Origin of the sequence: Ferrovibrio xuzhouensis, assembly GCF_042648965.1 — a bacterium.
Taxonomy (GTDB): domain Bacteria; phylum Pseudomonadota; class Alphaproteobacteria; order Ferrovibrionales; family Ferrovibrionaceae; genus Ferrovibrio; species Ferrovibrio xuzhouensis.
Genome location: NZ_JBHRYJ010000001.1, coordinates 1,848,150 through 1,873,539 on the forward strand (window position 1 = coordinate 1,848,150; position 25,390 = coordinate 1,873,539).

General features: G+C 66.9%; 28 protein-coding genes. 17 read left to right on the top strand and 11 right to left on the bottom strand.

Annotated features, from left to right (window positions below):
• Positions 1-3: 3 nt before the first annotated feature.
• From ACFOOQ_RS09185 to ACFOOQ_RS09210, 6 genes are all read left to right on the top strand, one after another.
• The gene (locus ACFOOQ_RS09185) at positions 4-513 is read left to right on the top strand and encodes a hypothetical protein (protein ID WP_379724801.1); all 510 of its coding nucleotides are present in this window, start codon (positions 4-6) and stop codon (positions 511-513) included.
• 58 nt (positions 514-571) lie between these two features.
• The gene (locus tag ACFOOQ_RS09190) at positions 572-802 is read left to right on the top strand and encodes a hypothetical protein (protein ID WP_379724804.1); all 231 of its coding nucleotides are present in this window, start codon (positions 572-574) and stop codon (positions 800-802) included.
• A gap of 7 nt (positions 803-809) precedes the next feature.
• Positions 810-1,538, top strand: coding sequence for a portal protein (locus tag ACFOOQ_RS09195; protein WP_379724806.1), 729 nt, complete (start codon positions 810-812; stop codon positions 1,536-1,538).
• 69 nt (positions 1,539-1,607) lie between these two features.
• Positions 1,608-2,546 (top strand): HNH endonuclease, encoded by a 939-nt coding sequence (locus tag ACFOOQ_RS09200; RefSeq protein ID WP_379724809.1) that lies wholly within the window; start codon positions 1,608-1,610, stop codon positions 2,544-2,546.
• Between the two features lie 8 nt (positions 2,547-2,554).
• Positions 2,555-2,917 carry a DUF952 domain-containing protein gene (locus ACFOOQ_RS09205; protein ID WP_379724812.1) on the top strand — a complete coding sequence of 121 codons (363 nt, stop codon included), beginning with the start codon at positions 2,555-2,557 and terminating at the stop codon, positions 2,915-2,917.
• Positions 2,914-4,002 carry a quinone-dependent dihydroorotate dehydrogenase gene (locus ACFOOQ_RS09210; RefSeq protein WP_379724815.1) on the top strand — a complete coding sequence of 363 codons (1,089 nt, stop codon included), beginning with the start codon at positions 2,914-2,916 and terminating at the stop codon, positions 4,000-4,002. Before ACFOOQ_RS09205 ends, ACFOOQ_RS09210 begins: the two co-directional genes overlap by 4 nt.
• 154 nt (positions 4,003-4,156) lie before the next feature.
• Here the strand turns inward: ACFOOQ_RS09210 and ACFOOQ_RS09215 are convergent, their stop codons facing one another.
• Positions 4,157-5,032 carry a fumarylacetoacetate hydrolase family protein gene (locus tag ACFOOQ_RS09215; RefSeq protein WP_379724818.1) on the bottom strand — a complete coding sequence of 292 codons (876 nt, stop codon included), beginning with the start codon at positions 5,030-5,032 and terminating at the stop codon, positions 4,157-4,159.
• A gap of 238 nt (positions 5,033-5,270) precedes the next feature.
• Between ACFOOQ_RS09215 and ACFOOQ_RS09220 the strand changes: the two genes are divergently transcribed.
• The 4 genes from ACFOOQ_RS09220 (at position 5,271) to pssA (ending at position 9,745) form a co-directional block, all read left to right on the top strand.
• A complete protein-coding gene (locus ACFOOQ_RS09220; RefSeq protein WP_379724821.1) occupies positions 5,271-7,130 on the top strand; it encodes an ABCB family ABC transporter ATP-binding protein/permease in 1,860 nt (619 codons plus the stop codon).
• Between the two features lie 75 nt (positions 7,131-7,205).
• Positions 7,206-7,970 (top strand): outer membrane protein, encoded by a 765-nt coding sequence (locus ACFOOQ_RS09225; RefSeq protein ID WP_379724824.1) that lies wholly within the window; start codon positions 7,206-7,208, stop codon positions 7,968-7,970.
• Positions 7,971-8,013: 43 nt separating this feature from the next.
• Positions 8,014-8,796 carry a phosphatidylserine decarboxylase gene (locus tag ACFOOQ_RS09230; RefSeq protein ID WP_379725393.1) on the top strand — a complete coding sequence of 261 codons (783 nt, stop codon included), beginning with the start codon at positions 8,014-8,016 and terminating at the stop codon, positions 8,794-8,796.
• Between the two features lie 64 nt (positions 8,797-8,860).
• Positions 8,861-9,745, top strand: a complete 885-nt coding sequence (pssA, locus tag ACFOOQ_RS09235; protein WP_379724827.1) for a CDP-diacylglycerol--serine O-phosphatidyltransferase — start codon at positions 8,861-8,863, stop codon at positions 9,743-9,745.
• A gap of 19 nt (positions 9,746-9,764) precedes the next feature.
• On the opposite strand, the gene ACFOOQ_RS09240 is transcribed toward pssA, so the two are convergent.
• Together ACFOOQ_RS09240 and ACFOOQ_RS09245 are read right to left on the bottom strand one after the other, a co-directional pair.
• Positions 9,765-10,964, bottom strand: coding sequence for an MFS transporter (locus ACFOOQ_RS09240; RefSeq protein ID WP_379724830.1), 1,200 nt, complete (start codon positions 10,962-10,964; stop codon positions 9,765-9,767).
• A gap of 120 nt (positions 10,965-11,084) precedes the next feature.
• Positions 11,085-11,489 carry a hypothetical protein gene (locus tag ACFOOQ_RS09245; protein WP_379724833.1) on the bottom strand — a complete coding sequence of 135 codons (405 nt, stop codon included), beginning with the start codon at positions 11,487-11,489 and terminating at the stop codon, positions 11,085-11,087.
• A gap of 57 nt (positions 11,490-11,546) precedes the next feature.
• Between ACFOOQ_RS09245 and ACFOOQ_RS09250 the strand changes: the two genes are divergently transcribed.
• The 3 genes from ACFOOQ_RS09250 (at position 11,547) to ACFOOQ_RS09260 (ending at position 13,400) form a co-directional block, all read left to right on the top strand.
• Positions 11,547-11,843 carry a hypothetical protein gene (locus ACFOOQ_RS09250; protein ID WP_379724835.1) on the top strand — a complete coding sequence of 99 codons (297 nt, stop codon included), beginning with the start codon at positions 11,547-11,549 and terminating at the stop codon, positions 11,841-11,843.
• Between the two features lie 117 nt (positions 11,844-11,960).
• Positions 11,961-12,113: a hypothetical protein gene (locus tag ACFOOQ_RS09255; protein WP_379724837.1), complete on the top strand. Its 153-nt coding sequence runs from the start codon at positions 11,961-11,963 to the stop codon at positions 12,111-12,113.
• A gap of 78 nt (positions 12,114-12,191) precedes the next feature.
• Positions 12,192-13,400 (top strand): aminotransferase class V-fold PLP-dependent enzyme, encoded by a 1,209-nt coding sequence (locus ACFOOQ_RS09260; RefSeq protein ID WP_379724840.1) that lies wholly within the window; start codon positions 12,192-12,194, stop codon positions 13,398-13,400.
• Between the two features lie 6 nt (positions 13,401-13,406).
• Here the strand turns inward: ACFOOQ_RS09260 and ACFOOQ_RS09265 are convergent, their stop codons facing one another.
• The 7 genes from ACFOOQ_RS09265 to fabA form a co-directional block, all read right to left on the bottom strand.
• Positions 13,407-14,453, bottom strand: a complete 1,047-nt coding sequence (locus tag ACFOOQ_RS09265; RefSeq protein ID WP_379724843.1) for a DMT family transporter — start codon at positions 14,451-14,453, stop codon at positions 13,407-13,409.
• A 57-nt stretch (positions 14,454-14,510) separates the two neighbouring features.
• Positions 14,511-15,077, bottom strand: coding sequence for a PAS domain-containing protein (locus tag ACFOOQ_RS09270; protein ID WP_379724846.1), 567 nt, complete (start codon positions 15,075-15,077; stop codon positions 14,511-14,513).
• A 117-nt stretch (positions 15,078-15,194) separates the two neighbouring features.
• Complete coding sequence (locus ACFOOQ_RS09275; protein WP_379724848.1) at positions 15,195-15,752, bottom strand: PAS domain-containing protein; 558 nt, start codon at positions 15,750-15,752, stop codon at positions 15,195-15,197.
• Between the two features lie 79 nt (positions 15,753-15,831).
• Positions 15,832-16,362 carry a PAS domain-containing protein gene (locus ACFOOQ_RS09280; protein ID WP_379724851.1) on the bottom strand — a complete coding sequence of 177 codons (531 nt, stop codon included), beginning with the start codon at positions 16,360-16,362 and terminating at the stop codon, positions 15,832-15,834.
• An 18-nt stretch (positions 16,363-16,380) separates the two neighbouring features.
• Complete coding sequence (locus ACFOOQ_RS09285) at positions 16,381-17,211, bottom strand: enoyl-ACP reductase FabI (RefSeq protein ID WP_379724854.1); 831 nt, start codon at positions 17,209-17,211, stop codon at positions 16,381-16,383.
• Positions 17,212-17,266: 55 nt separating this feature from the next.
• Entirely contained in the window at positions 17,267-18,502 is a 1,236-nt protein-coding gene (gene fabB / locus ACFOOQ_RS09290) for a beta-ketoacyl-ACP synthase I (protein ID WP_379724857.1), read from the bottom strand.
• 13 nt (positions 18,503-18,515) lie between these two features.
• Positions 18,516-19,040, bottom strand: a complete 525-nt coding sequence (fabA, locus tag ACFOOQ_RS09295) for a bifunctional 3-hydroxydecanoyl-ACP dehydratase/trans-2-decenoyl-ACP isomerase (protein WP_379724860.1) — start codon at positions 19,038-19,040, stop codon at positions 18,516-18,518.
• Positions 19,041-19,382: 342 nt separating this feature from the next.
• Here fabA and irrA point away from each other — a divergent pair, with 342 nt between their 5' ends.
• The 4 genes from irrA (at position 19,383) to ACFOOQ_RS09315 (ending at position 22,717) form a co-directional block, all read left to right on the top strand.
• Positions 19,383-19,817: an iron response transcriptional regulator IrrA gene (irrA, locus tag ACFOOQ_RS09300; protein WP_379724863.1), complete on the top strand. Its 435-nt coding sequence runs from the start codon at positions 19,383-19,385 to the stop codon at positions 19,815-19,817.
• Positions 19,818-20,087: 270 nt separating this feature from the next.
• Positions 20,088-20,507, top strand: coding sequence for a rubrerythrin family protein (locus ACFOOQ_RS09305; protein WP_379724867.1), 420 nt, complete (start codon positions 20,088-20,090; stop codon positions 20,505-20,507).
• 180 nt (positions 20,508-20,687) lie between these two features.
• The gene (locus ACFOOQ_RS09310) at positions 20,688-22,052 is read left to right on the top strand and encodes a (Fe-S)-binding protein (protein WP_379724870.1); all 1,365 of its coding nucleotides are present in this window, start codon (positions 20,688-20,690) and stop codon (positions 22,050-22,052) included.
• 74 nt (positions 22,053-22,126) lie between these two features.
• Positions 22,127-22,717 (top strand): DUF3501 family protein, encoded by a 591-nt coding sequence (locus ACFOOQ_RS09315; RefSeq protein ID WP_379724873.1) that lies wholly within the window; start codon positions 22,127-22,129, stop codon positions 22,715-22,717.
• A gap of 22 nt (positions 22,718-22,739) precedes the next feature.
• Here ACFOOQ_RS09315 and ACFOOQ_RS09320 read toward each other — a convergent pair whose 3' ends face one another.
• Positions 22,740-25,382, bottom strand: coding sequence for a 7TM diverse intracellular signaling domain-containing protein (locus ACFOOQ_RS09320; RefSeq protein WP_379724876.1), 2,643 nt, complete (start codon positions 25,380-25,382; stop codon positions 22,740-22,742).
• Positions 25,383-25,390 lie beyond the last annotated feature (8 nt).

Sequence of the window (25,390 nt, forward strand, 5' to 3'; positions counted from 1 at the left end):
CCCATGAAACATTCTTTCGCGCATACGGATATATCGCGCTTTGTTCCAGTGGCAGATGCGGCCGCCAGCGCCGCCACGAGTGCTGATCGGGCGGTGGTGGTCTTCGCCGACCAGACGGCCCTGCCCTGGCTGCGGCTTCTCAAGCCGGGGTTCCGCCACTGCTGTGCCTACCTGCGGCTGCCGGAGGGCTGGATAGGCGTCGATCCGTTGTCGCATTGGCTGGTTTTGCGGGCTTTTCCGGCCTGGCCACGGGAGGCCGACTTGGCCGGGCACCTGCGCCGGACCGGGCATTGCGCACTAACTGTGCCGGTCGTCGAACCGCCGCGCCGGCTGGCGCCACCGCTGCCGTTTTCCTGTGTCGAGACGGTCAAACGCCTGATCGGGTTGCAAAGCTGGACAATAAGAACACCATGGGAACCATATCAGCATTTGCGGAAAATTTCCCTTGACAATGAACCTCTTTTGTTCTATAAATCCACCTCATCAGAACATTTCGTGGATAAGGCCGCCTGAGCCGGATTTCGGCCGGGGCGCCTGCCCACCGCAGCGCCAGCAGGAAAGGAACCCCGTCATGGGTGGTCTGTTCGGATCGTCGCCGCCGCCTCCGCCGCCCGCGCCGCCACCACCCCTGCCGCCGGAGCCGGAGCAGCCGAGCGCGACCGATCTGGCCGCCGAGGCGGCGCGCGAGCGGCGCCGGCGGGCCCAGGGCGACACCATCGCCACCTCCTGGCGCGGCCTCGACAGCGCGGCCGGCAATGCCAATGCCGGGGCCGGCGCGCCGAAGCGGCTGATCGGCGACTGAGGCAGCCATGACGATGACCGATCCCCGCATTCCCGCTCAGCCCGATGCCGCCGCTCTGCGCCGGCGCCTCGGCCGCGCCCGCGGCCGCCAGCAGGTCTGGTCCGGCCTGTGGCAGGATTGCTACGATTATGCCCTGCCGGTGCGGCGCAGTGCCGTGACCGCGGCTGCGCCGGGCCAGCAGGCTGCCGGCGACAAGCTCTACGATGCGACCGCCGCCGATGCGGTCGACCAGCTCGCCGCCAGTCTGCTGGCGCAGCTGGCGCCGCCGTGGTCGCGCTGGTTTGCCTTCCGGCCCGGCCGTGACATTGCGCCGGAGCACCAGGGTGCGGCAGCCGCCGAACTCGATGCTGCCGCCGAGCTGCTGCAGGCGCAGTTCGATCGTTCGAATCTCAGTGTCGAGCTGTTCACTTCCGACGATGAACGCCTGCAGGCCCAGGCCGTGCTGGAGCGCCTCAGGCAGCATCCCGCCGAACTGCAGGTCGAGCTGAACAAGATCGAGGCGACGCACCGTTCGGTCTTCGTCGCCGGCTGGCGCCCGGCGGTCGGCTGGATCTGCGCGGCGGCCGTCGGCTGGGCTTATCTCGGCCATCCGGTCTTCCTCTGGGCGGCGGCGCTGTGGTTCCCCGGGGTGCGGCCGCCGGAGATTCAGACCGACGGCCTGTTCGAACTGGTGCTCGCCATGCTCGGCATGGCCGGCCTGCGCAGCTTCGACAAGGCGACGGGGAAGACGAAATAGTGTATATACCCTGCTAAATTAAAGGGAATAAGCACTATGACTATCTATTACCAACACGTAGGAGAACGAATGACGGCGAGAGATTTCCCAAAAAGTTTGGGAAGTAGCTCTGAAGGATTGAAGCGATTCAAATATGAAGACATTGAATCCCATATTCAGCATTTAGCGCCGCATGAGTTGCTAGATGTTCGAGCAAAGCTAAATGACTTGGCGCCGACCGGTTTTCAGATATGGGGTATACCGGCAGGGGCGGAGATTGTGCTCCGTAATATGAAAACCGGTGACTTTCTTATGCTTCTTGAGAGTACGGATTTTAGATATGCCGGCCAAGTATTGCACCGCACTTCAGGTATGTGTCATGAGCTATCCGCCCGTATATGGGGGGAGAATCGTTTCCCAATAATCATATTGCTTCAAGGGGAGATGATCTCATACGGCTGGAGTGACTTCGTGGATAACTTTGGCTTTAATCCGAAGTATCACATGCGTGGGACAACAATGTCTCTCTCCAGTGAGAGAGTTCAGAATTCACAATATAAAACTGAAGAAAATTTCATTGCACATTTGTCAGTAACGATGGGCTCGAATCCTTTCGATCAAGCAACTGATTTTAGTTCATTCGCCAATAATTTGGTGAGTCACTACAGGTTGGTGAAGGCTCGGGAGAAGCAGGAGAAATTCAGGAAGGATGTTTTCTATGCCCAGGGGGCAAGATGCGCGGTTTGCGACTTCGATATTTTATCAGGATTGGAGGCGGCCCATATTATTCCTGTCGAAAATGATGGATCTAATGATCCCCGAAATGGACTAGTGCTCTGCGCCACGCACCATAGACTGTTTGATGCGAATGTTTTCTCTATCAATCCAGATTCCTTCGACATCATTTCCCGAAGCGGGTTTTCGCGAGAACGGATTCGTCTAACAGTGGATAATTTGCGCATGATGGATAGTTTCCCGCACAAGAAAGCACTCCAGTGGCGGTGGGATAATTATAAGAAGGATGAGTGAAGAAAATTATGACGACGATCTACCGCATCATCGCCGCGGCCGACTGGGTGGCGGCAGAGGCAGCCGGCGCCTTCGCCGGCACCGCTCATGACCGCCGCGACGGCTTCATCCATTTCTCGACCGCAGCCCAGGCGGCGGAGACGGCGGCCAAGCATTATGCCGGCCAGACCGGCCTGCTGCTGCTGGCGGTCGATACGGCGAGGCTCGAGGCGCCGCTGAAATGGGAAAAGTCGCGCAACGACGATCTCTTCCCGCATCTCTACGGCGCGCTGCCGGTGGCAGCCGTCACCCGCGTGCTGCCGCTGCCGCTCGACGCGGCAACCGGCCGGCACATCTTTCCGCCAGACTTCACTTCCAAGGGCCTGCCATGAACCTCTATCGCTGCCTCGCCTGGCCTCTGGTCCGCCATGTCGATGCCGAGACGGCGCATCGCCTGACCTTGAAGCTGCTGGCCAGCGGCCTGCTGCCGTCCCAGCTTTTTTCTTCCCCGGCGCGGCGCGACGCCCCGGTGCTGGCGACCCGGCTGTTCGGCCGCGCGCTCAGCAATCCGGTCGGCCTCGCCGCCGGCTTCGACAAGAACGCGGAAGTCCCCGACGTGATGCTCGGCTTCGGCTTCGGCTTTGTCGAGGTTGGCGGGGTGACGCCGAAACCGCAGCCGGGCAATCCGCGCCCGCGCGTGTTCCGGCTGGAGGAGGATCGCGCGGTGATCAACCGCATGGGCTTCAACAATAATGGCCTGGAGGCGGCGGCACGGCGGCTGGAGGCACGGCGCGAAGCAGCCCAGCGCAGCGGCCGCGACGGCATCGGTCTGGTCGGCGTCAATCTCGGCGCCAACAAGGACAGCGCCGACCGGCCGGGCGATTATGCCATCGGCTACGAGCGGCTGGCGCCGCTGTGCGATTTCGCCGTGGTCAATGTCTCCTCGCCGAACACGCCGGGCCTGCGCAATCTTCAGGGCCGCGATGAGCTGAACGCCCTGCTGGCGCGGCTGCAGCCTCTGCGCGACCGGCTGAAGCGACCGCTGCTGGTCAAGATCGCGCCGGACCTTGCCGACGAGGACCTCAACGACGTGGCGAAGCTCGCGCAGAATTTCCGCCTCGACGGCATCGTCGCCACCAACACCACGATCGCCCGTCCGGCGACGCTGCAGAGCCGCAACTCCAGGGAAACCGGCGGCCTGTCGGGCCAGCCGCTGTTCGACCGTTCGACGGCGGTGCTGAAGGACCTCTATCGCCTGACCGGCGGGCGCATCCCGTTGATCGGCGTCGGCGGCATCGCCTCGGGTGCGCAGGCCTATGCCAAGATTCGCGCCGGCGCGTCTGCCGTGCAGCTCTATTCGGCGCTGGTCTACGAGGGTCCCGGCCTGGTCGGCCGCATCAAGGCCGAACTGGCCCGGCTGCTGAAACGCGACGGCTTTGCCTCGGTTGCCGAGGCGGTCGGCGCGGATCACCGCTAAGAAGGCGTGGATGCCCGGATCAGGTCCGGGCATGACGGTCTTTGGTATTGAAGGCCTGTTTACCAAACGTCATGGCCGGGCTTGACCCGGCCATCCACGAAAAAAAACGGGGCGCTACAGCACCCCGTCTCTGAACAGGCAGTTTACCCGCCGCTTACGCGTTCTTCACCGGGTTGCTGAGCAGGCCGACCTTCTCGATCTCGATCTCGATCAGGTCGCCGTCCTTCATGTAGACCGGCGGGTTGCGCTTGGTGCCGACGCCGCCCGGCGTGCCGGTGGCGATCACGTCGCCCGGCTGCAGCGGGATGAAGGTGGTGACATACTTGATGATCTTGCGGATGTTGAAGGTCATCAGCTCGGTGTTCGACGTCTGCATCACCTGGCCGTTCAGCCGGCTCTGGATGTCGAGCTTCTGCGGATCGCCCACCTCGTCGGGGGTGATCATCCACGGCCCGAAGCCGCCGGTGGCGACGAAATTCTTGCCCGGGGTGAACTGGCTGGTATGGGTCTGCCAGTCGCGCACCGAACCATCGTTGTAGCAGGAATAGCCGGCGATGATGCCGTAGGCATCGGCTTCGGAAACCTTGTAGCCGGTCTTGCCGATGATCACGGCGAGTTCGGCTTCGTAGTCGAGCTTGTCGGATTCGGCCGGCTTCAGCAGCGGCTGGTTATGCGCCACCTGGCTCTCGGCCCAGCGCACGAAAATGGTCGGCTGGCCCGGCGGCTCGCGGCCCATCTCGCGGCGGTGTTCGTCGTAATTGACACCGACGCAGACGATCTTGCCCGGGTTGGGTACCACCGGCAGCAGGGTGGTGCCGTCGTATTTCAGGTCCGGCGCCACACCCCCCTTGAGCGCTTCCTGGGCCGCCGCCGCGACCTCAGCCAGCGCGCCGGCCTTCAGCACGGCGACCAGGTCGGGATACTTGCCGCCGAGCCGGGCGCCCATGTCGACGATCCCCAGGCTGCTTTCCGGGCCGGACACCACGCCATACGAGCTCTTGCCATTGCGGACGAAGCTCACCACTTTCATCAAACTGCTCCCTAGCCGGGGTTGGGGACGGATTGTTTGGGGGGCAAACGTTACGCCCGGCCCTGTGGCCTTGCAAGCTGCCGGCAGGGCCTCTAAACCGGCTGGACGTCAGGCAGAATCGCCGCGTTGCGCAGCCTCTGCTGCGCTGCGCGATCGCCTGCCGGTCCGTCGCCTTCCTGTAACAGCACCCCTTTATTACCGCACCCGATCTGCCAGCTGCCGCCAGCGAGCCCTCAGTATGACCCGTCGCCAGAATCCCTTCCTTGCCATCCTGCTGCCGCGCCTGTGGCCGGCCAGCCGGCCCGAGCTGCGCACCCGCGTGCTGGTGGCGCTGGTCTTCCTCATCGCCGCCAAGCTGATCAATGTCTGTGTGCCGTATTTCTTCAAGCGCGCCATCGACCTGCTGCAGCATGGCGGCATCGTGCCGGCCGGCACCACGGTGGATGCCGCCGGCGTCGCCGTCGGCACCGTGCTGCTGCTGGTGCTGGCCTATGGCGCGGCCCGCGTCGGCGCCCAGGGCTTCGGCGAATTGCGCGATGCCGTCTTCGCCAAGGTCGCCCAGGCGGCGATCCGCAATCTCGCCATCGAGGTGTTCCGCCACCTGCATGCGCTGTCCTTGCGCTTCCATCTCGAACGCCAGACCGGAGGCCTGAGCCGCGTCATCGAGCGCGGCACCAAGGGCATCGAGTTCGTGCTGCGCTTCATGACCTTCAATATCCTGCCCACGCTGGTCGAGATCGCCATGGTCGGCGGCATCCTGTGGTGGCTGTACAGCTGGAGCTTCGCCGCGATCACGGTCGGCACCATCGTCGGCTATATCGTGTTCACGCTGGCGATCACCGAATGGCGGACCAAATACCGCCGCCAGATGAACGACGAGGACCAGCGCGCCAATACGCGTGCCATCGACAGCCTGCTGAACTACGAGACGGTGAAGTATTTCACCAACGAGGAGCACGAGGCACGCCGCTATGACGAAGCGATGGAGCGTTATGAATACGCCGCGGTGAAAAGCCAGACCACGCTGGCCCTGCTCAACATCGGCCAGGGCGTCATCATCGCCGTCGGCCTGATCGGCGTGATGAGCCTGGCGGTGATCGGCGTGCGCGACGGCAGCATGACCATCGGCGACATCGTCATGGTCAACGCCTATCTGATCCAGCTTTACCTGCCGCTCAATTTCCTCGGCTTCGCCTACCGGGAAATCCGCCAGGGCATGATCGACATGGAGCAGATGTTCCGCCTGCTCGACGTGCCGCAGGAAGTGCTCGACACCCCCGGCGCCCCCGACCTCGCGGTGCCGGCGGGCGAGGTGGTGTTCGACGACGTGCATTTCGCCTATGACCCGCGCCGCGAGATCCTGAAAGGCGTCAGCTTCCGGATCGCGCCGGGCGAGAAGGTCGCCGTGGTCGGTGCGTCCGGCGCCGGCAAGTCGACCCTGTCGCGATTGCTCTACCGCTTCTACGACATCACCGGCGGCAGCATCACCATCGACGGCCAGGATATCCGCACCGTCAACCAGCTCAGCTTGCGCCGGGTGATCGGCATCGTGCCGCAGGACACCGTGCTGTTCAACGACACGATTGCTTACAACATCCGCTATGGCCGGGTCGGCGCGACCGATGCCGAGATCGACGAGGCGGCCAGGCTGGCCCAGCTCGACGGGCTGATCGCCCGGCTGCCCGACGGCTATAACACCATGGTCGGCGAACGCGGCCTGAAACTCTCCGGCGGCGAGAAGCAGCGCGTCGCCATTGCCCGTGCGCTCCTCAAGCAGCCGAAGGTGATGGTGTTCGACGAGGCGACCTCGGCGCTGGATACTCATACCGAGCGCGAGATCCAGGATGCCTTGGGTCGCGCGGCGGAAGGCTGCACCACGCTGGTGATCGCGCACCGGCTGTCCACCGTGGTCGATGCCGACGAGATCATCGTCCTCGACCAGGGCCGTATCGCCGAACGCGGCCGCCACCATGCGCTGCTGGCGCAGGACGGCCTCTATGCCGCGCTGTGGCGCAAGCAGCAGGAGGCCCAGCAGGCCGGCGCGCCGCTGATCTCCGAACGGCCGAATGCAAAGCCGCAGGCGGTGAGTGTGAAATAGCGCCTGCCCGACAATTTGACTGGTCATATACAACCAGATATTGTGCTCCGCGAAGAACTCAGTATGGGGACGAAAATGCGGCGCTATCTGATCGGCCTGGCAGTAGGCTGGGCCTGCATCGGCAATGTTCAGGCGCAGACGGCGCCATCCATCGACTGGTCGGGGCTTTATGCCGGCGGCGCCGTCGGCGCCACGCGCAGCCAGGCCGATACCGCCATGTCGGTTGCGAAAGCCGACGGCTACTTCACCTCGACCGATCCGGCCCAGATCGCTGGCGCGGGCGACGGCACGCTGAAACAGTGGCGCCCGTCGGGCAGCCTGTATGGCGGCTACGGCCGGCAGTACGGCCATGTCGTCCTCGGCGTCGAGGCGGATGCCGGGACGCTGCTGTTCGATGACGACCGCGCGACCACCGTCGGATACACCTCCTCGCCCGGCAATAGCTTCACCATCCGGCAGTCGGTCAAGGCGGACTGGCTGGCGACTGTGCGGCCGCGACTCGGCTGGGCCGAGGGCAACTGGCTGGCCTATGTCACCGGCGGCCTGGCGGTGGCGCGCCTGTCGGTGGATACGAGCTATACCGATACCAGCTTCAGCGGGTCTTCCCGCAGCTCGCAAGACAAGACCCAGCTCGGCTGGAGCATCGGTGCCGGCGGCGAATATGCGCTGGGTGACAACTGGTCGCTGCGCGGCGAATACCTGTTCACCGATCTCGGCCGGATCACCTCAACCTCCCCGGTCAGCGAGACATTCGGCGGCAACCCGGTTCTCGCCCATTCGGCGGAACTGCAGAGCCACGCCATCCGCATCGGCCTGACCTACCGGTTCCAGGGCCTCTAGTCCGGCCGGGTGCGGGACAAGGTTAAGATTCCGCGTCGGGAATCTGCCTGCTGAGCAGTCGCGCACCCCTTTAAGGCGGGGGGGTGAATCGCTACATTGCCCCCGACACTTCTTTGCAGGGGCCGCAAGTTTCATGGACACCATCCGTTCCGTTCTGGTGCCGATCCATCGCGAGGGCTGGAAATTCATCGCCATCTTCGCCGTGGCGACCCTCGTGCTGTTCTGGATCGCCACGCCGCTCGGCTGGCTCGGCGTCATCCTGACCGCCTGGTGCACCTACTTCTTCCGCGATCCGGCGCGCGTCACCCCGGTGCGCGACGGCCTGCTGATTTCGCCGGCCGACGGCGTGGTGCAGATGATCGAGCGCGCGGTGCCGCCCGAGGAACTCGGCATGGGCGGCGACGCACTGCTGCGCATCTCGGTGTTCATGAATGTCTTCAACGTGCATGTGAACCGCTCGCCGGTCGATGCCACCGTCACCGCGCTGGCCTACCGGCCGGGCAAGTTCCTCAATGCCGCCCTCGACAAGGCCAGCATCGACAACGAGCGCCAGTCGCTGAAGCTGAAGCTGGCCAGCGGCAGGGAAATCGCCGTGGTGCAGATCGCCGGCCTGGTGGCGCGCCGCATCCTCTGCGAGGCCCGCGAGGGCCAGCAGCTGAAAGCCGGCGAACGCTTCGGCCTGATCCGCTTCGGCAGCCGGGTCGACGTCTATCTCGACGATGCCATGGTGCCGCTGGTCTGCGTCGGGCAGACCATGGTCGGCGGCGAGACGGTGATCGCCGAGGACGGTGCCAGCGAACAGCCGCGGACCGGCGAAGTCCGGTAGTGGCGCGCCCCGTTAACCCACTGTCAGCGATCCGGAGGCCAGACTGATGCCGAAGGAGGGTCGCATGCCGATGAAGCTTACGCCGCCGCGCCGCCTGCGCAACCTGCCGCTCAACATGCTGGCGCCGAACATCCTGACCATCATCGCGCTCTGCTCGGGGCTGACGGCGATCCGCTTCGCCCTGCTGGAGCAGTGGAAATTCGCCGTGGTCGCGGTCGCCATCGCCGCGCTGTTCGACATGCTGGACGGCCGCGTCGCCCGGCTGCTGAAGGGCGCCTCGAAATTCGGCGCCGAACTCGACTCGCTGTCGGATTTCGTCAGCTTCGGCGTGGCGCCGGCCATGGTGCTGTATTTCTGGACCCTGCAGGATCTCGGCGGCGGCCATGGCAGCACCGGCTGGCTCTGCGTGCTGGCCTACACCATCTGCACGGCGCTGCGGCTCGCCCGCTTCAACACCGCGCTCGACGACACCGACAAGCCGCAATGGACCGGCAGTTTCTTCACCGGTATCCCGTCGCCGGCCGGCGCCGGCGTCAGCCTGCTGTTCCTGATCCTCAGCCAGGAGGTCGACAGCGAAGTCTTCCGCTCGCCGGTGCTGAACGCGCTGTGGCTGCTGCTGGTCGGCGGCCTGATGGTCAGCCGGGTGCCGACCTTCTCGTTCAAGCGGGTGCGGGTCAAGCGCGAGCATGTCGGCCTGGTGCTGCTCGGCGTCGGGATTCTCGCGGCCGGCATGCTGAGCCAGCCGTGGTACACGCTGGCCGCCGTTGAACTCGTCTATCTCGGCTCGATCCCCTTCGCCATGCGCGCCCATGACCGGCTGAAGCGCGGCGAGGCGAAACCCGCCGCCGCCACGGCCGCTGCCGGTGCCGCCCATCCGGCAGCACCGCCGCCTGGCGCCTCCGCCGGCGACGACGCACCGTCCGAGCCGCCGCCCGGCATCCTGCACTGATCTGGCGCCGCTGACCGCGTCAGTCCGCCGGCGCCGCCGCGACCACCGCATCGCCTGCGCCGCGCCGGGCGCGGTCGAGGCTGTGGCCAAGCCAGGCGAGGCCGAGGCTGATGGCGACGAAGCCGGCGCCCAGCACGGTGGTGGCGCGCAGGTCGAAGCCGGCCGTAATCACCATGCCGCCGGCCCAGGCGCCGAGCGCATTGCCGATGTTGAAGGCGCCGATATTGAGCGTGGCGGCCAGCGCCGCGGCATCCTTCGCCTTGTCGAGCACGCGGGTCTGCAGGCCGGGCACCGGCCCGAAGCACAGCATGCCGAACAGCAGCACGGCGGCCAGCGCCGGCAGCAGCCAGGGCGCCGCCAGCCCGAGCGCGAGCTGGCCCAGCATGAAGGCGGCGAACATCGCCATCAGGCCGGGCATCAGGCTGCGGTCGGCGATGCGGCCGCCGAGAATGTTGCCCACCGTGACCCCGACGCCGAACAGCAGCAGGGCGACGGTGACCATGGCCTGGGTGGTATGGGTAACCTGCAGCAGCAGCGGCGCGATATAGGTAAAGGCGGCAAAGGCGCCGGCGGACGAGAAGATCGTGGTCGACAGCGCCAGCAGCACGCCGGGCCGCGTCGCCACGGCGAGTTCGCGGCGGAAATCGGCCGGCGGGCTTTTCACCTGCGGCACCAGCAGGGCGATGGCGCCGACCGACAGGGTGCCGAGCACGCTGACCGCCCAGAAGGTGGCGCGCCAGCCGGCGACATCGCCGAGCAGCTTGCCGAGCGGCACGCCGAGGATATTGGCGACCGTCAGCCCGGTGAACATCAGGGCCACGGCTTTCGCGCGGCGGTCGGGTGCGACAAGGCCGGCGGCGACGATCGAGCCGACGCCGAAGAAACTGCCATGGGCGAGGCTGGTGACGATGCGCGCCGCCATCAGGAAGCCGTAGCCCGGCGCCAGCGCGCAGAGCAGGTTGCCGATGGTGAACAGCGCCATCAGGCCGAGCAGCAGGCTGCGCCGCGGCAGCCGGCCGGTCAGTGCCGCCAGCAGCGGCGCACCGCCGGCGACGCCGAGCGCATAGCCGGTGACCAGCAGCCCGGCATCGGGCACCGACACGCCGAGGTCGGCGGAGAGCTGCGGCAGCAGGCCCATGATGACGAATTCGGTGGTGCCGATCGCAAAGGCGCTGACCGACAGCGCCGCGATGGCGACGGAAGGCGAGGGTGTACGCACAGGAAGCTCCTGCAGTCCGGAGAGGGGAAACTGGAAGGCGAGTTTCTGATTATGGCGGCGAAGATGGGGCGGCCTTGCCGCAAGGGCAAGCTTGCCTGAATAAGCGGCAGCAGCCCGCTATCAGTGGCTGCGGCGCTTCTGTTCGTCCAGCTTGGCCTTCAGCTTGGCGGCATAGTCGCCGCCGTCCTTCTTCTGCAGCAGGAACAGCTCGATGGCGAGCTGGGCGCGTTCCTGGTCATTGGCCGGCGGCCCCTTACGGGCGATTTTCTCGACGATGCGCAAAAGCTGGGGGTTCAGCTTGGCCCGCACCGCCTTGATCTGCGCGGCGAGCTGGGCCCTGACATCCCGGCTGGCATCCTTGGCCGGACCGTCATAGCGGCGCGGCGGCGGTGCCGGCCGGGCTGCGGACTTGGGCGCCGGGGCGCCGAGCAGCCGTGCAATCAGGCCGGGTTTTGCCGGGGGTTTTGCGCCGGATTTGCTCAGGGGGAATTCCTTTTTTGGCGGATCGGTCGCGATTCGGTGCAACCGGACGCCGGCATTTTACACCTTGTCAACCATGTTACGACATCATACATCAATAACATGACGTTTATCATTCCGCCCGTCACTTCCCTGCCGACGCCGCAGCCCAGCTCCGCGGCGCAGGGCCTGTCGCAGCAGAATCAGGTGGTGCAGGCGACCCAGGCGGCCTCGGCGGCCATGGCGGTCCAGACGCGCGGCGCGGCCGTGGCATCGGGCAATACCGGTGGTTCCGACAAGGCCAAGAAGGAAAAGGGTCGCAACAGCGACCGTGGCGCCGATGCCACCGAGACGCAGACCGACCAGAGCGTCCATCCGCGTCCGCGCGGCATGGGCCGCAAGGCCGACCTCAGCGTCTGAGCTGCGGCCGGACCGCGACCGTCTGTCCCGCGCGGTCATCATTCCATCAAAGTTTGTTAACCAAACCCGGCCACTCTCCCTCGGGTCATGAGCGATTCGCCTGAGGGGGAGATGGATATGCCGGCCCGTATTCGGCACTTGCGCGCTATTCTCGCGTCGATCAACGAACAATTGCAGCAGCACGATTTGCGCCCCGAGGCGCGCGCCTATCTCGAACGCACCGCCGATGCCTGCCGCACGGCGATCCGCGACCTCGCCGTAAAAATGTAGGGTCCCCGGCCGCGGAAATATTGTCAGGCGACAATCCGGCGTTTCCGTTGTGACGGTCCTGGCGGCTAAGCTGGCGCCATGACCGCACAACCACATCTGCCGGCACATCCGCCGGCACATCTGCCGGCGACCCTGCTGCCCGACCAGCGCCATCTGTTCGACATCCCCGCCGATGTCGCCTACCTGAACTGCGCCTATATGTCGCCGCTGGCCAAAGCCGTGGTGGCGGCGGGCGAAGCCGGCCTGCGCCGCAAGGCGCAGCCCTGGGCGGTGACGCCGCAGGATTTCTTCACCGACAGCGAGGCCGTGCGCGGGCTGTTCGCCCGGCTGGTCAATGCGACCGCCGAGGATGTCGCGCTGATCCCGGCGGCGTCCTACGGCGTGGCGGTGGCGGCGCAGGCTTTGCCGCTCGGCCCCGGCGACAGCGTGCTGACGCTCGCCGAGCAGTTCCCCTCCAACGTCTATCCGTGGCTGGAAAAGGCGCGTGCCGCCAATGCCGCGCATGTGGAAGTGCCGCGCCCGGCCGATGGCGACTGGACGGCGGCGGTGCTCGCCCGCCTCGATGCCCGCACGCGCATCGTCGCCCTGCCGCATTGCCACTGGACCGATGGCGGCCTGCTCGATCTCGCCGCCATCCGCGCCGCCTGCAATACCGTCGGCGCCGCGCTGGTGATCGATGCCACCCAGTCGCTCGGCGCGTTGCCCTTCGACGTCGCCGCCCTCGATCCCGACTTCCTGGTTGCCGGCGGCTACAAATGGCTGCTGGGGCCTTACAGCTTCGGCTATCTCTATGTGGCGAAGCGCTGGCAGCAGGCGATACCGATCGAGCAGAACTGGATCGCGCGCAAAGACTCCGAGGATTTTGCCGGCCTGGTCGACTACAAGAGCGAATACCAGCCCGGCGCGCGGCGCTTCGATGTCGGCGAGCGCAGCAATTTCGCGCTGACCCCGGCGGCGATGGCGGCGCTGCAGATGATCCTCGGCTGGGGTGTCGAAAACGTGCAGGCGACGCTCGCCGCCCGCAATGCCGGCATCGCCGCGCGGGCGCGCGCCGAACTCGGTCTCGACGTGGCGCCCGACCATCTGCGTGCCGGCCATTTCCTCGGCCTGCGCTTCGACGGGCCGCGCTATCCCGATGGCGTGCCGGCGGGCCTGCCGGCGAAGCTGGCGGCGGACAAGGTGTTCGTCAGCGTGCGCGGCCGGTCGGTGCGGGTCACCGGGCATCTCTACAACACCGATGCCGATGTCGACCGGCTGTTCGGCGCGCTGAAGACGGCGCTCGGCTGACGGTTCCTAATGCCCGTGCCGATGATGGCTGTCGGGCATATGCGCATGGGCATGGCGCAGCCGGACGTGGGCATGACGATGGCTGTGCGGCTCGCCGGGCGGGTCCTGCGGGTCGTGGCCGTGCCGGTGGTGCAGGTCGTGCACATGGCGGTGGCTGTGGGCCAGCGCCGGATGGTCGTGTTCATGCACATGGCGCTCGGTCAGATGCAGCCAGACGCCCAGCGCCATCAGGCCGCCGGCAACCACAAGCTGGATCGTCACGGCATCGCCCAGCAGCGGCACGGCCAGCATCGCGCCGAGGAAGGGCGCCGTCGAGAAATAGGCGCCGGTGCGGGCGGTGCCGAGATGGCGCAGCGCCAGCACGAACAGCACCAGGCTGACGCCATAGCCGAGAAAGCCGACCAGCAGGGCTGCGCCCAGGCCGGGCAGCGCCGGCAGTGTCGCGCCGCGGGCCAGCGCCAGCGCCAGATTGACCGATCCGGCGACCAGGCCTTTCAGCATGGCGACCTGCAGCGGATCGGCGAGCGCCACCTTGCGGGTCAGGTTGTTGTCGATGCCCCAGACCACGCAGGCGGCCACGACAAGCGGCGCGCCGGTCAGATGCCCCAGATCGGTGCCGGTCGGCCAGGCGAGAAGCGCGGCACCGGCCACGATCAGCAGCATGCCGGCGGCGATGCGGCGGTCGACATTCTCGCGGAAGGCAAACCACGCCAGCAGGGCGGTCGCCGCGCCTTCCGAGGTCAGCAGCAGCGAGGCGGTGGCGCCGTCGGTACGGGCCAGGCCCAGCATGAGCAGGACCGGGGCGATCACGCCGCCGGCCAGGATCGCGGCGGCCAGCCAGGGCATGTCGCGACGCGTCAGCGGTGCCTCGGCTCTGTTGCGCCAGGGTGCCGCGGCCAGATGCAGGATTGCGAGGCCGAGGCCGGAGCCGAGATAGAGCAGGCCGGCCAGCAGCCAGGGATCGATGCTGCCGAGCAGCAGCTTGGCGAGCGGCGCCGAGAGGCCGAACAGGATGGCGGAAGCGAGGGCGTAGAAGACGGCGGCACGGTTCATGGCCGCCGCACTATACCATGCCGGCGGTCCATGCGCCTTCTGTCAGTATGCTTTCTGTCAGTACGCCGGCGGCCGGTGCTGTGCGGGGGCCTCGCCGGCGCTGCGGCGCAGCGGGATCGCATAAATGTGCTGGTATTCGGCGGTGACGCGGTCGTCGTCCTGACGGCGGGCCACGGTGGCGCTGATGATATGGCGGATGCGGCCGTCACGGCCCAGCAGCGGCAGGCTGAGGCGCTCGAAGGCGACGGAATAGTTCCAGGCGGCGATCATGCCGCTCAGGCCGTGCAGCAGGCCGGCCGGCCGCTCGAGGATCATATGCGCCAGCGCACGATAGCGGTCGAAGCTCGGCTGCGGTGCCACCTCGTCGAGGCGCAGGCGGCGCACGTCGCGGCCGTAGAGTTCGATGACGGTTTCGCCGGCCAGCCGGAAGCGGAAGACATCGCCGTCCTCGTGATCGAGGATGCAGATATCGGGCAGGTGGCGGCCCAGCCGGATCGGATCAATCGCCTGCAGGCCGGGGATCTGGCGGCTCTCGCCGTAAAACAGATCGAGCCAGTGCTCGGCCAGCGCCATATGGGCCGGCTGGTGCAGATCGGTGGACAGGTTGGCCAGGTCGCAGAGCATGGCGGCAGGTCCCGGGCGGCGGAAATAACGGCCCGCAACCTAGCGGGTGGGTGCCGGGGCCGCCGCTAAAAATACGGTAACCCCAAGGTTGCGGAATTGATAGGGGCCGGCCGCAGGTCAGGCCGCGCTGGCAGTGCCGGCCAGGGCGGAGATGTCGTAGCGGCGTTCCAGTTCCGGCCGGGTGGCGATGCTGCCGCGGCCATTGAGGACCGGCGCGTCGAAGCTGGTGGCGCCGAGTATGTGGCGGATACGGCCGTCATCGCCGGCCAGTGGCAGGGCGACGCGGCCGAAACCGGCCGGTGCGCTGTAATCGGGGATCACCGCCGTCATGCGCTGGTAGATCGCCAGCGGCCGGTCCATCACATCGCGCGCCTGCGCGACGGCCGTGGCCAGGCTCGGCGGATTGATCACCTCTTCGAAGCTGCGGCCCTTCGGGCTGAAGCCGTACCACTCCACCAGCGTCTCGCCGCAGAGCCGGAAGCGGAAACGGCCGTCCTCGCCGGCATCGACGATCCAGGCGTCCTTCAGTGCGGCGGCGAAACGCAGCGGATCGACCGCGCGCAGCCGCGGCACCTGGCGGCCGGCCTGGCGGAACAGGTCGAGCCAGTGCTGCGTCAGCGCCTGCAGGGCGCCGGCCGGGACATCGTCGCACAGGCTGTTCAGAGAGAGATTCATCTCAAAGATAATTCCATGAGAAGTAGTGCATGCCAAGCCAGAAGTTCGTGTGCATACGAGATTCAGCCTGGCCGGGAAGTCAGGCCGGAATGTCGTACCAGTAGCTGAATTCGGGCTCCGGTGTCTGGCGCGGCGGCGGATCGGCATGGCTGCGGAAGCGGCTGACGCCGAGCAGATGGCGCGGCCGGCCGTCCTCGCCGGCCAGCGGCACCACCAGCCGCTCATAGGCGGCCGGCACATGGTCGTCGGCCACCTGGCTGCGCAGTTTCTGGTAGCCGATGGCCGGGGTGGCGAGAATACGGCGCGATTCCGCCACCACCTGCGGCATCACGCTGGCCGGGAAGATGTCGTCATACAGCCGGCCCTTCGGGTTGACGCCGTACCAGGCGACCAGCGCCTCGCCGCAGAGCCGGAACCGGAAGCGGCCGTCGGCCTCGGCGTCGACGATCCAGATATCGGGCAGGGCTTTCGGGAAGCGCATCGGGTCGATGGCGCCGAGCGGCGGGATGCCGCCGCCGGCCGCCGCGCGCAGCGCCAGCCAGTGTTCGGCGACGGCGCGGTGGCCGGGCAGCCGCAGGTCTTCGAGCAGGGAATGCAGGGGGCGCTCCATGACGTGCCCCCCGGCGGATCAGGCGTCGCCGTTGCCGCCGCCGGTCCCGTTCACATCGGCGGGATTCGGCATGCCGAGCACATGGAAGCCGCTGTCGACGCGGACGATCTCGCCGGTCACCCCGGCGCCGAGATCGGACAGCAGGAACAGCGCGGCGCCGCCGACTTCCTCGAGCGAGGCATTGCGGCGCAACGGGCTGTGCTGGGCGGTCAGCTTGAAGGTGGCGCGCGCCGAACCGATCGCCGAACCGGCGAGCGTGCGCATCGGCCCCGGCGAGACGGCGTTGACGCGGATGTTCTGCGGGCCGAGATCGACCGCAAGGTAGCGCACGCTCGCCTCAAGGGCCGCCTTGGCGACACCCATCACGTTGTAGTTCGGCATCACCCGCGACGAGCCTTCATAGGTCAGCGTGATCAGCGAGCCGCCCTTGCTCATGTAGGGCAGCGCTAGCCGGGCGACCTCGGTGAAGGAATAGCAGGAGATCGCCATCGAGCGGGCGAAGTTGCTCTTGGTGGTGTTGAGATAGCGGCCCTTCAGCTCTTCCTTGTCGGAATAGGCGATGGCATGCACCACGAAGTCGATATGGCCGTTAAAAGCCTTGGCCACCGCGTCGAAGGCGCTGTGCATGCTGGTTTCGTCTTCGACGTCGCAGGGCACGATGGCCTTGGCACCGACGCTCTGGGCCAGCGGGCGGACGCGGCGCTCGAAGGCCTCGCCCTGATAGGTGAAGGCGAGTTCGGCGCCGTGCTTGTGCAGCATCGCGGCGATGCCCCAGGCGATCGAGTGGTCATTGGCGACCCCCATGATCAGGCCGCGCTTGCCACTCATCACTGCGGGATTTTCGGTCATGCAAGAATCCGGGAGGGAGTTGTTTCTGTTTTCGGATGGGCGCGCGGCCGGCCGGTCAGGCGGCGTAGCGCTGGAAGATCAGCGAGGCGTTGGTGCCGCCGAAGCCGAAGGAATTCGACATCACGCGGTTGACCGTCACGTTGTCCGCGCGTTCGCGCAGGATCGGGAAGCCTTCGGCGCCGGGATCGAGCGTCTCGATATTGGCCGACGCCGCGAGGAAGCCGTCGCGCATCATCAGCAGCGAGTAGATCGATTCATGCACGCCGGCGGCGCCGAGCGAATGGCCGGTCAGCGACTTGGTCGAGCTGATCTTCGGGACATGCTCGCCAAACACCTCGCGGATCGCCTTCAGCTCGGTGATGTCGCCGGCCGGCGTCGAGGTGCCGTGGGTGTTGATATAGTCGATCGGTGCATTGTGACCGTGGCCGCCGGCCTCGTTCAGCGCCTGCTTCATGCAGCGCACCGCGCCCTCGCCCGACGGCGCCACCATGTCGGCGCCGTCCGAGGTGGCGCCATAGCCGACCAGTTCGGCGTAGATCTTGGCGCCGCGCGCCTTGGCGTGTTCCAGTTCTTCCATGATCAGGATGCCACCGCCGCCGGCGATGACGAAACCGTCGCGGTCCTTGTCATAGGCGCGGCTCGCCTTTTCCGGGGTGGCGTTGAACGAGGAGGACATCGCCGGCATGGCGTCGAACAGGGCGCTCAGCGTCCAGTCGAGTTCCTCGCCGCCACCGGCGAAGATGATGTCCTGCTTGCCCATCTGGATCAGTTCGGCGGCATTGCCGATGCAATGCGCCGAGGTCGAGCAGGCCGAGCTGATCGAATAGTTGACGCCCTTGATCTTGAAGGCGGTCGACAGCACCGCCGAGCAGGTGCTCGACATGGTGCGCGGCACCATGAAGGGGCCGATCTTCTTCGGGCCGCCCTTTTCGCGCACGATGTCGGCCGAGGCGACCAGGTTGCGGGTCGAGGCGCCGCCGGAGCCGACGATCAGTCCGGTGCGCTCGTTGATGATGTCGCCGCTTTCCAGGCCGCTGTCGGCGATCGCCTGTTCCATGGCGAGATAGGCATAGGCGGCGCCATCGCCCATGAAGCGCTTCTGGCGCCGGTCGATGGCGGCCTCGAGGTCGATCTTGACGGTGCCATGCACCTGGCTGCGGAAATTCAGCCTGGCATAGTCTTCGGCAAACACGATGCCGGAACGGCCGGCCTTCAGGCTGTCGGCGACCTCTTCGGCATTGTTGCCGATGGACGACGTGATGCCGAGACCGGTGACGACGACGCGACGCATGGCGGAACTTTCCTTAAGCGGCAGCCGGGGCCATGCCGTCCGGGAACACCCCGACGCGCATGTCCTTGCATTCATAGGCCGGCTTGCCATCGATAAACATGGTGCCGTCGGCGATGGCGATGCCGAACTTGCGCATCAGCACCTTCTTGATGTCGATCTTGAAGGTGATCTTCTTGGCGGCGGGCGTGACCATGTCGGAGAATTTTACCTCGCCGACGCTGATCGCGCGGCCCTTGCCGGGCGCCTTCATCCAGCCGAGGAAAAAGCCGACCAGCTGCCACATGGCGTCGAGGCCGAGGCAGCCCGGCATGATCGGGTCGCTCTCGAAGTGGCAGGGGAAGAACCACAGGTTCGGCTTGATATCGAGTTCGGCCTCGATCTCGCCCTTGCCGTATTTGCCGCCGTCGCTGACGATTTTCACGATCCGGTCGAGCATCAGCATGGGCGGCAGCGGCAGCCGGGCATTGCCCTCGCCGAACAGCTTGCCATGCGCGCAAGCCAGAAGATCTTCGTAGGTATAGCTGTTCTTCCGTTCCACGGCGGGAAACCCTCAACCCCGTTTTGACGCCTGAAGGGGGCGCGCGGTCCGTTTTGCCTTTTGAGTCATGGACCTCTCGTCGCCTTCCGGCACAATGTAGTGATCCGGCCGCCAGCCGCAACAGTTTCGTTGCATTTTGTTACACCTGTGCGATCATCCGGTGCACTGCCAAGCCTCTGGAATTACAGCCAGAAATTGCGCTTGCGGGAATATTTCCCGGAGGCCGGCACTACCCCGCCGCGTGACCGGCAAAGGCGTGGCAAAAGGTCAGCAACCCGGGGGCGGCGGTGCCGGTCCGACATTCCTGTGGCCGGCGGGGCCGCCCTGCTATATATCGAAATTATGACCAAGCCCGTCGAACCCCGCTTCCAGGCCGCCGCCGCGCAGCTGCAGGCCGCCGGCCTGCGCACCACGCGCCAGCGCCTGGTGCTGGCGGAAATCCTGTTCGGCCAGGATGAGGCCGTGCCCATGCACCGCCATGTCACCGCCGAGAGCCTGTACAACGAGGCGGCCGGGCGCGGCAGTCGGCTGTCGCTGGCCACCGTCTACAACTGCCTGCACCAGTTCACCGCTGCCGGCCTGCTGCGCATGGTGACGGTGGATGCCGGCCGCGCCTATTTCGATACCAACCTGGCGCCGCATCATCATTTCTATTACGAGCGCTCGGGCGAGCTGCGCGACATCCCGGAGCAGGATGTTGCCGTCGCCCGCCTGCCGGCCGCGCCGGCCGGGGCGAAAATCGCCCGCGTCGACGTGATCGTGCGGCTGGAAGACTGATTCCGCCACGGCCGCCGGCCCTGCCCCGTTGCGAGCGGTTATCAACTTTAGAATCATTCCAAAAAATCTTGACCTGTGACTGCGCCGGCGCATAATCGGCGCCGTCCCGAATCCCTTCCGGATATCTGTTCCGCTGCCGACCCCGCCCTGATTTTGGACAGGTGGCCCGAACAGCAGGAGCGCGGATCGACAGCGGGACAATCCGCCGCCCGGCGCATCCGGGGTCACCCGGATCAGGCAGGCGGCAATATGCAACAAGGAGGACCAGTCATGCCCGCCCTCAAGACCAGCAAGACCCACGACAATCTGAAGGAAGCCTTCGCCGGCGAGAGCCAGGCGAACCGCCGCTATCTCTACTTCGCCCAGAAGGCCGACGTGGAAGGCTTCAACGACGTCGCCGCCGTGTTCCGCTCGACCGCGGAAGGCGAGACCGGCCATGCCCATGGCCATCTCGAATTCCTCGCCGAAGTCGGCGACCCGGCCACCGGCGCGCCGATCGGCTCGACCGACAAGAACCTCAAGGCTGCCATCGCCGGCGAGACCCACGAGTACACCGACATGTACCCGGGCATGGCGAAGACCGCCCGCGAGGAAGGCTTCGACGAGATCGCCGAATGGTTCGAGACCCTCGCCAAGGCCGAGAAGAGCCATGCCGGCCGTTTCCAGAAGGCCCTTGACACGATGGCGTAAGCCGTCGTTCCAAGGGTCATCGTTTCGGTGACGTGACGACCCCGGAGGGCCGGCGAGTTTTCCGCCAGCCCTCCGGCTGTTCCTGCCCCGGCTGCCAGCCCCGACCCGTGCCCCGTTTTCGCGGCAGCCTGTCAGACGCACCCCGCGTGCTTTCCCCTGCGTGCTTTCTGGAGACCGGCCATGAGAGAAGGCAGCCTCGACGCGCCCACCCGCCATCCGCTGGACTGGCAGAACCCCGATTTCTACGACCTGGAGAAGATCGACGCCGAACTGCGGCGCGTCTTCGACATCTGTCACGGCTGCCGCCGCTGCTTCAATCTGTGCGACAGCTTCCCACGCCTGTTCGACCTGATCGACGCCTCGCCGACCGGCGAGCTCGACGAGGTCAAGTCGGCGGATTTCAAGCCGGTCGTCGATGCCTGCACGCTGTGCGACCTGTGCTACATGACCAAGTGTCCCTATGTGCCGCCGCACGAGTTCAATCTCGATTTCCCGCATCTGATGCTGCGCTACCGCGCCGCCGAGCGGAAGGCCGGCCACAAGGATGCGATCGGCGACCAGCTCAGCCAGACCGACCGCAACGGCAAGCTGGCCGGCCTCGCCGCGCCGGTGGTCAACTGGGCGAGCGCGCGCGGCAACGGCCTGACCCGCGGCCTGATGGAAGCGGTTGCCGACGTCCATCACGACGCCGTGCTGCCGGAATTCCACGGCAAGACCTTCGTCGCCCGCGCCAAGGCCGATCCGGCCCCGGCCAATGCGGCGGCGCCCGGTGCGGGCAAGCGCAAGGCGGCGATCTACGCCACCTGCTTCGTCAACTACAACAGCCCGGACATCGGCGTGGCGGCGCAGAAGATCCTCGCCCATAACGGCGTTTCCTTGCGGGTCGACTATCCCGGCTGCTGCGGCATGCCGCGGCTGGAACAGGGCGACCTCGACGATGTCGCCGCCAGGGCGAAGACGGTGGCGGCCTTCTATGCGCCGCTGATCGACCAGGGCTATGACATCATCGCGCTGGTCCCAAGCTGCGCGCTGATGATGAAATTCGAATGGCCGCTGATCCTGCCGGATGATCCGCTGATCAAAAAGCTGGCCCAGGCGACCTTCGACATCTCGGAATACATCGTCGACATCGCGAAGAAGGACGGCCTCGCGCCCGGGCTGAAGCCGCTCGACGGCGGCGTGACCCTGCATCTGGCCTGCCATGCGCGGGCGCAGAACATGGGCAACAAGGCGGTCGACCTGCTGAAGCTGATCCCCGGCTACGACAAGGGCGGCGACCTTGCGGTGATCGAGCGCTGCTCGGGCCATGGCGGCTCGTGGGGCGTGCGCAAGGATTTCTTCGAGGTCGGCATGAAGGTCGGCAAGCCGGTGGCGCGGACGGCCGTGAAGGAAAACAAGGCGCATATCGCCTCCGAATGCCCGCTGGCGGCGATCCATATCCGCCAGGGCATGGAGCGCGAGGGCAAGGATAAAGACGGCTTCATCCTGCCGGCGCGTGCCGACCATCCGGTGGAGCTGTTCGCCCGTGCTTATGGTTTGTTATAGGGCTTACGGACTTATATGAGCGAGTGACTGGGTAGGCGGAGGGGCATCCGGCAACTCAGGAGAGGATCATGTACATGGCTTTGAAGACCGACATCACCCGCGCCGACATCCTGTCGATGGACGACTTCGTCAAAGTACGCAAGGACAAGCGCGCCGAGGTGGTCGCGGTGAAGAAGAACCGCCGCATCGGCGTCGGCCCCTTCTGCACCTTCTATTTCGAGAATTACACCACCATGTGGTGGCAGATCCACGAGATGCTCTACATCGAGAAGGGCGGCGAGGAGCAGATCGCCGACGAACTGGCCGCCTATGCGCCGCTGATCCCCAAGGGCCGCGAGCTGGTCGCCACCTTCATGATCGAGGTCGACGACGCCAAGCGGCGGCCGGCGGTGCTGACCCAGCTCGGCGGCATCGACGGAAAGATCGTGCTGGAATTCGCCGGCCATCGCGTCGCCGCGGTGCCGGAAGACGATGCCGAACGCACCCGCGAGGACGGCAAGACCTCGGCGGTGCATTTCCTGCGCTTCCCGTTCACGGCCGAGCAGGTCGCCGCCTTCCGCGCGCCCGGCAACCGCGTGCTGCTGTCGATCGAGCATCCCAACTACGGCCATATCGCCGTGGTGCCGGAAGCGGTGCGCGACAGCCTGGCGCAGGATTTCGCGTAAATAAAGAAACCGCCGCCGCGCTTCAGCCGCGGCTGCGTTCCAGGCTGCCCTGCCACAGGGTCTGCAGTGCCGCGAGCTCGGTGTCGACGGCGATGCCGACCTGCTGGCGCCGCGCCAGCTCGGCGGCCATCGCCGCCAGTGCGTCGAGGCCGACCGCGCCGGCCATGCTGGCGAGTTCGCGCAGCAGCGATGCCCGCTGCGGCCCGGCGGCCGCGGCAATATCCTGCAGCAGCTTGCGGCTGGTCGCGCGGAATTCCTCGATGGTGACCGACCAGGCGCCGGCACCGACCGTGGCCACCGCGCGGCTCTGCATCGCGTAATTCACCTTGTGCGGCCCGGCATCGACGGCGCGGGCGAGGGCTGCGCGCAGGGCGGCGTCATCGGGCGGCCGGGCCAGGATGTCGAACACGTTGAGCGCCGCCAGCGCCTCGCGCAGCGCGGTATCGGCGGTGCCGGCCACCACGATCACCGCGGTGTTGGCGAGATCGTCGCGCGGCAGCGCGCGGATGCGGCGCACCAGATCGAGGCCGCCGTCATAGCCCGCGGTGAGATTGAGCAGCACGGCATCATGGCCGCTCTGTTCGATCAGCGTCAGCGCGCCTTCGGCATTGCTGCTGCGCACCAGATGGCCTTCGCCGCGCAGCAGGGCGGCTTCCGTCTCGCGGTCGGCCGGCGTGCCGTCGACCAGCAACACCAGCAGGCCGGTCAGCGGCGGATCGGCCGGATTGGCCGGTTGCAGCGGCAGCGACAGGTGAAAACCGCTGCCGCCCTCGCCGCTGCGGTCGGCTTCGATGTCACCCTGCATGGCGCGGGCGAGGTCGCGGGCAATGGCGAGCCCGAAGCCGCTGTCGGCCGGTTCGCCGGCCACGCTCGACAGATGGCGGCGGAACACCGAGCGCGGCGGCTCGGGCGGCGCATCGGCCGTGCCGCTGTCATGCACCGAGACCAGCAGGCGGCTGCCGTCGCGGCCACGGCCCTTGGCGGCGGTGACCGAGACGACGCTGCCGGTGGCATGGCGCACCGCATGGTCGATCAGGTTGAACAGGATCTGCTTGAGCCGCAGCTCGTCGCTCTCGATCCATGGCGGCAGCTCGGGGTCGATATGCAGGCGCAGCTGCAGGCGGCGTTCGGCGATGCGGTCGCGCAGCAGCTCGATGGCCTCGCGCAGGCATTCGGCCAGCGGCACGGTGCGGTGGCTGATGGTCAGCGTGCCGCTGCTCAGGCTGGCGCGGTCGACCAGGTCGGAGACCAGCGCCTGCAGGATGCGGCCGGCGCGGCGGATGGTCTCGAGCCGGCGGCGCAGGGTATCGGGCAGGCCGCCTTCCTCGATCACACCGGTGGCGGCCAGGATGGCGTTCAGCGGCAGCCGCAGGTCATGGCCGATCATCGCCATGACCTCATGATGGGCGCTGCGCTGCGCCTCGGCGGCGGTCATCTCGCGCTGCAGGCGCCGCAGCCGGATCGCCAGCGCCAGCGCCAGCAGCAAAGCCTCCCAGCCGGCGCCGAGGAAGGCGCCGAGCATCACCACGCCGGTGAAGGCCTGCAGGCCGTAGAAAGCGGCCAGCGCGCTCAGCGTGCCGGCGATATAGACCGACCAGCCGGTGAGGAAAAAGCCGGCGACGGCGCCCGACTGCGGCAGGGCGCGCACCGCGGCGGCAATGATCGCCACATGCACGACGGGCGCCAGCAGATACTGCCAGTCCGGGCCGCGCAGCCAGGCGCGCTGCAGTTCGGGCCAGGGCGCCAGCAGCACGGCCGGCAGCAGCAGGGCAACGCCTGCCAGCCCGAGGCCGAGCAGGATGCGCGACAGCCGGGGCGAGACGCGCGGCATGTCGAGCATGGTGCGCGCCATCAGCGGCGCGATGGCGGTCGCCGCGGTGCCGGCGACCTTGTAGATGAAGCGGCTGTGGTCGGTATAGCCGAACAGGTCGGCCGGCAGGCCGTAATAGTTCGACCAGAACAGCAGCAGGCTGAGCGAATGCCCGACATAGAGCAGGTAGGCGCTGCTGCGCAGGGTGGTGCCGATCACCAGCGCATAGAGGCCGATGGCGGCGATCATGGCCAGCGTGAAGATGACGATGGCCTGGCGCCGCGCCGCCCAGTCGGTCCAGGCCTCGCGCGGCAGGATATCGGCGACCAGCGCGCTGAAGCCGATCGCCGTCACCCGCAGCAGCACGACGCGGCTTTCGCCCGGCGGAATGTCGATCGGAAAGCGCTGGCCGACGGCGAGTGCGGCGCCGGTCGCGACGCCGACCGCGCGGGCATCGGGACGCCGGCTGTCCGATACTACATGGCCATCGCGCAGCACGGTCACCTGCGGCAGGTACAGCGGATCGCAGTCCATACGCAGCATCCACTGTGCCGTCGGCCCGTCGGCCGGATTGTGCAGCCGCACGGCATACCAGCGGATGGTGTAGTCGGGCCACGGCGGCGGCAGCGGTGCGGCGGCGGCCATGGCAGTGTGGATCTCGGGCGGGAAGGCGGCGTCTTCTGCGCCGGCCGGCTGGCCGTCGAATACCGCCGCCTGCTCGACGAGGTCGAGGCTGCCGGTCTCCGGCAGCGTCAGGTCTGGAATGCCGGGCGCGCCCGCGGCGGCAGCGGCGGGCTGGCCCTGAAACAGCAGAACGGCAAGGCCGAGGACGGCCAGCAAGATCGGTCGGCGCAACAACGCGG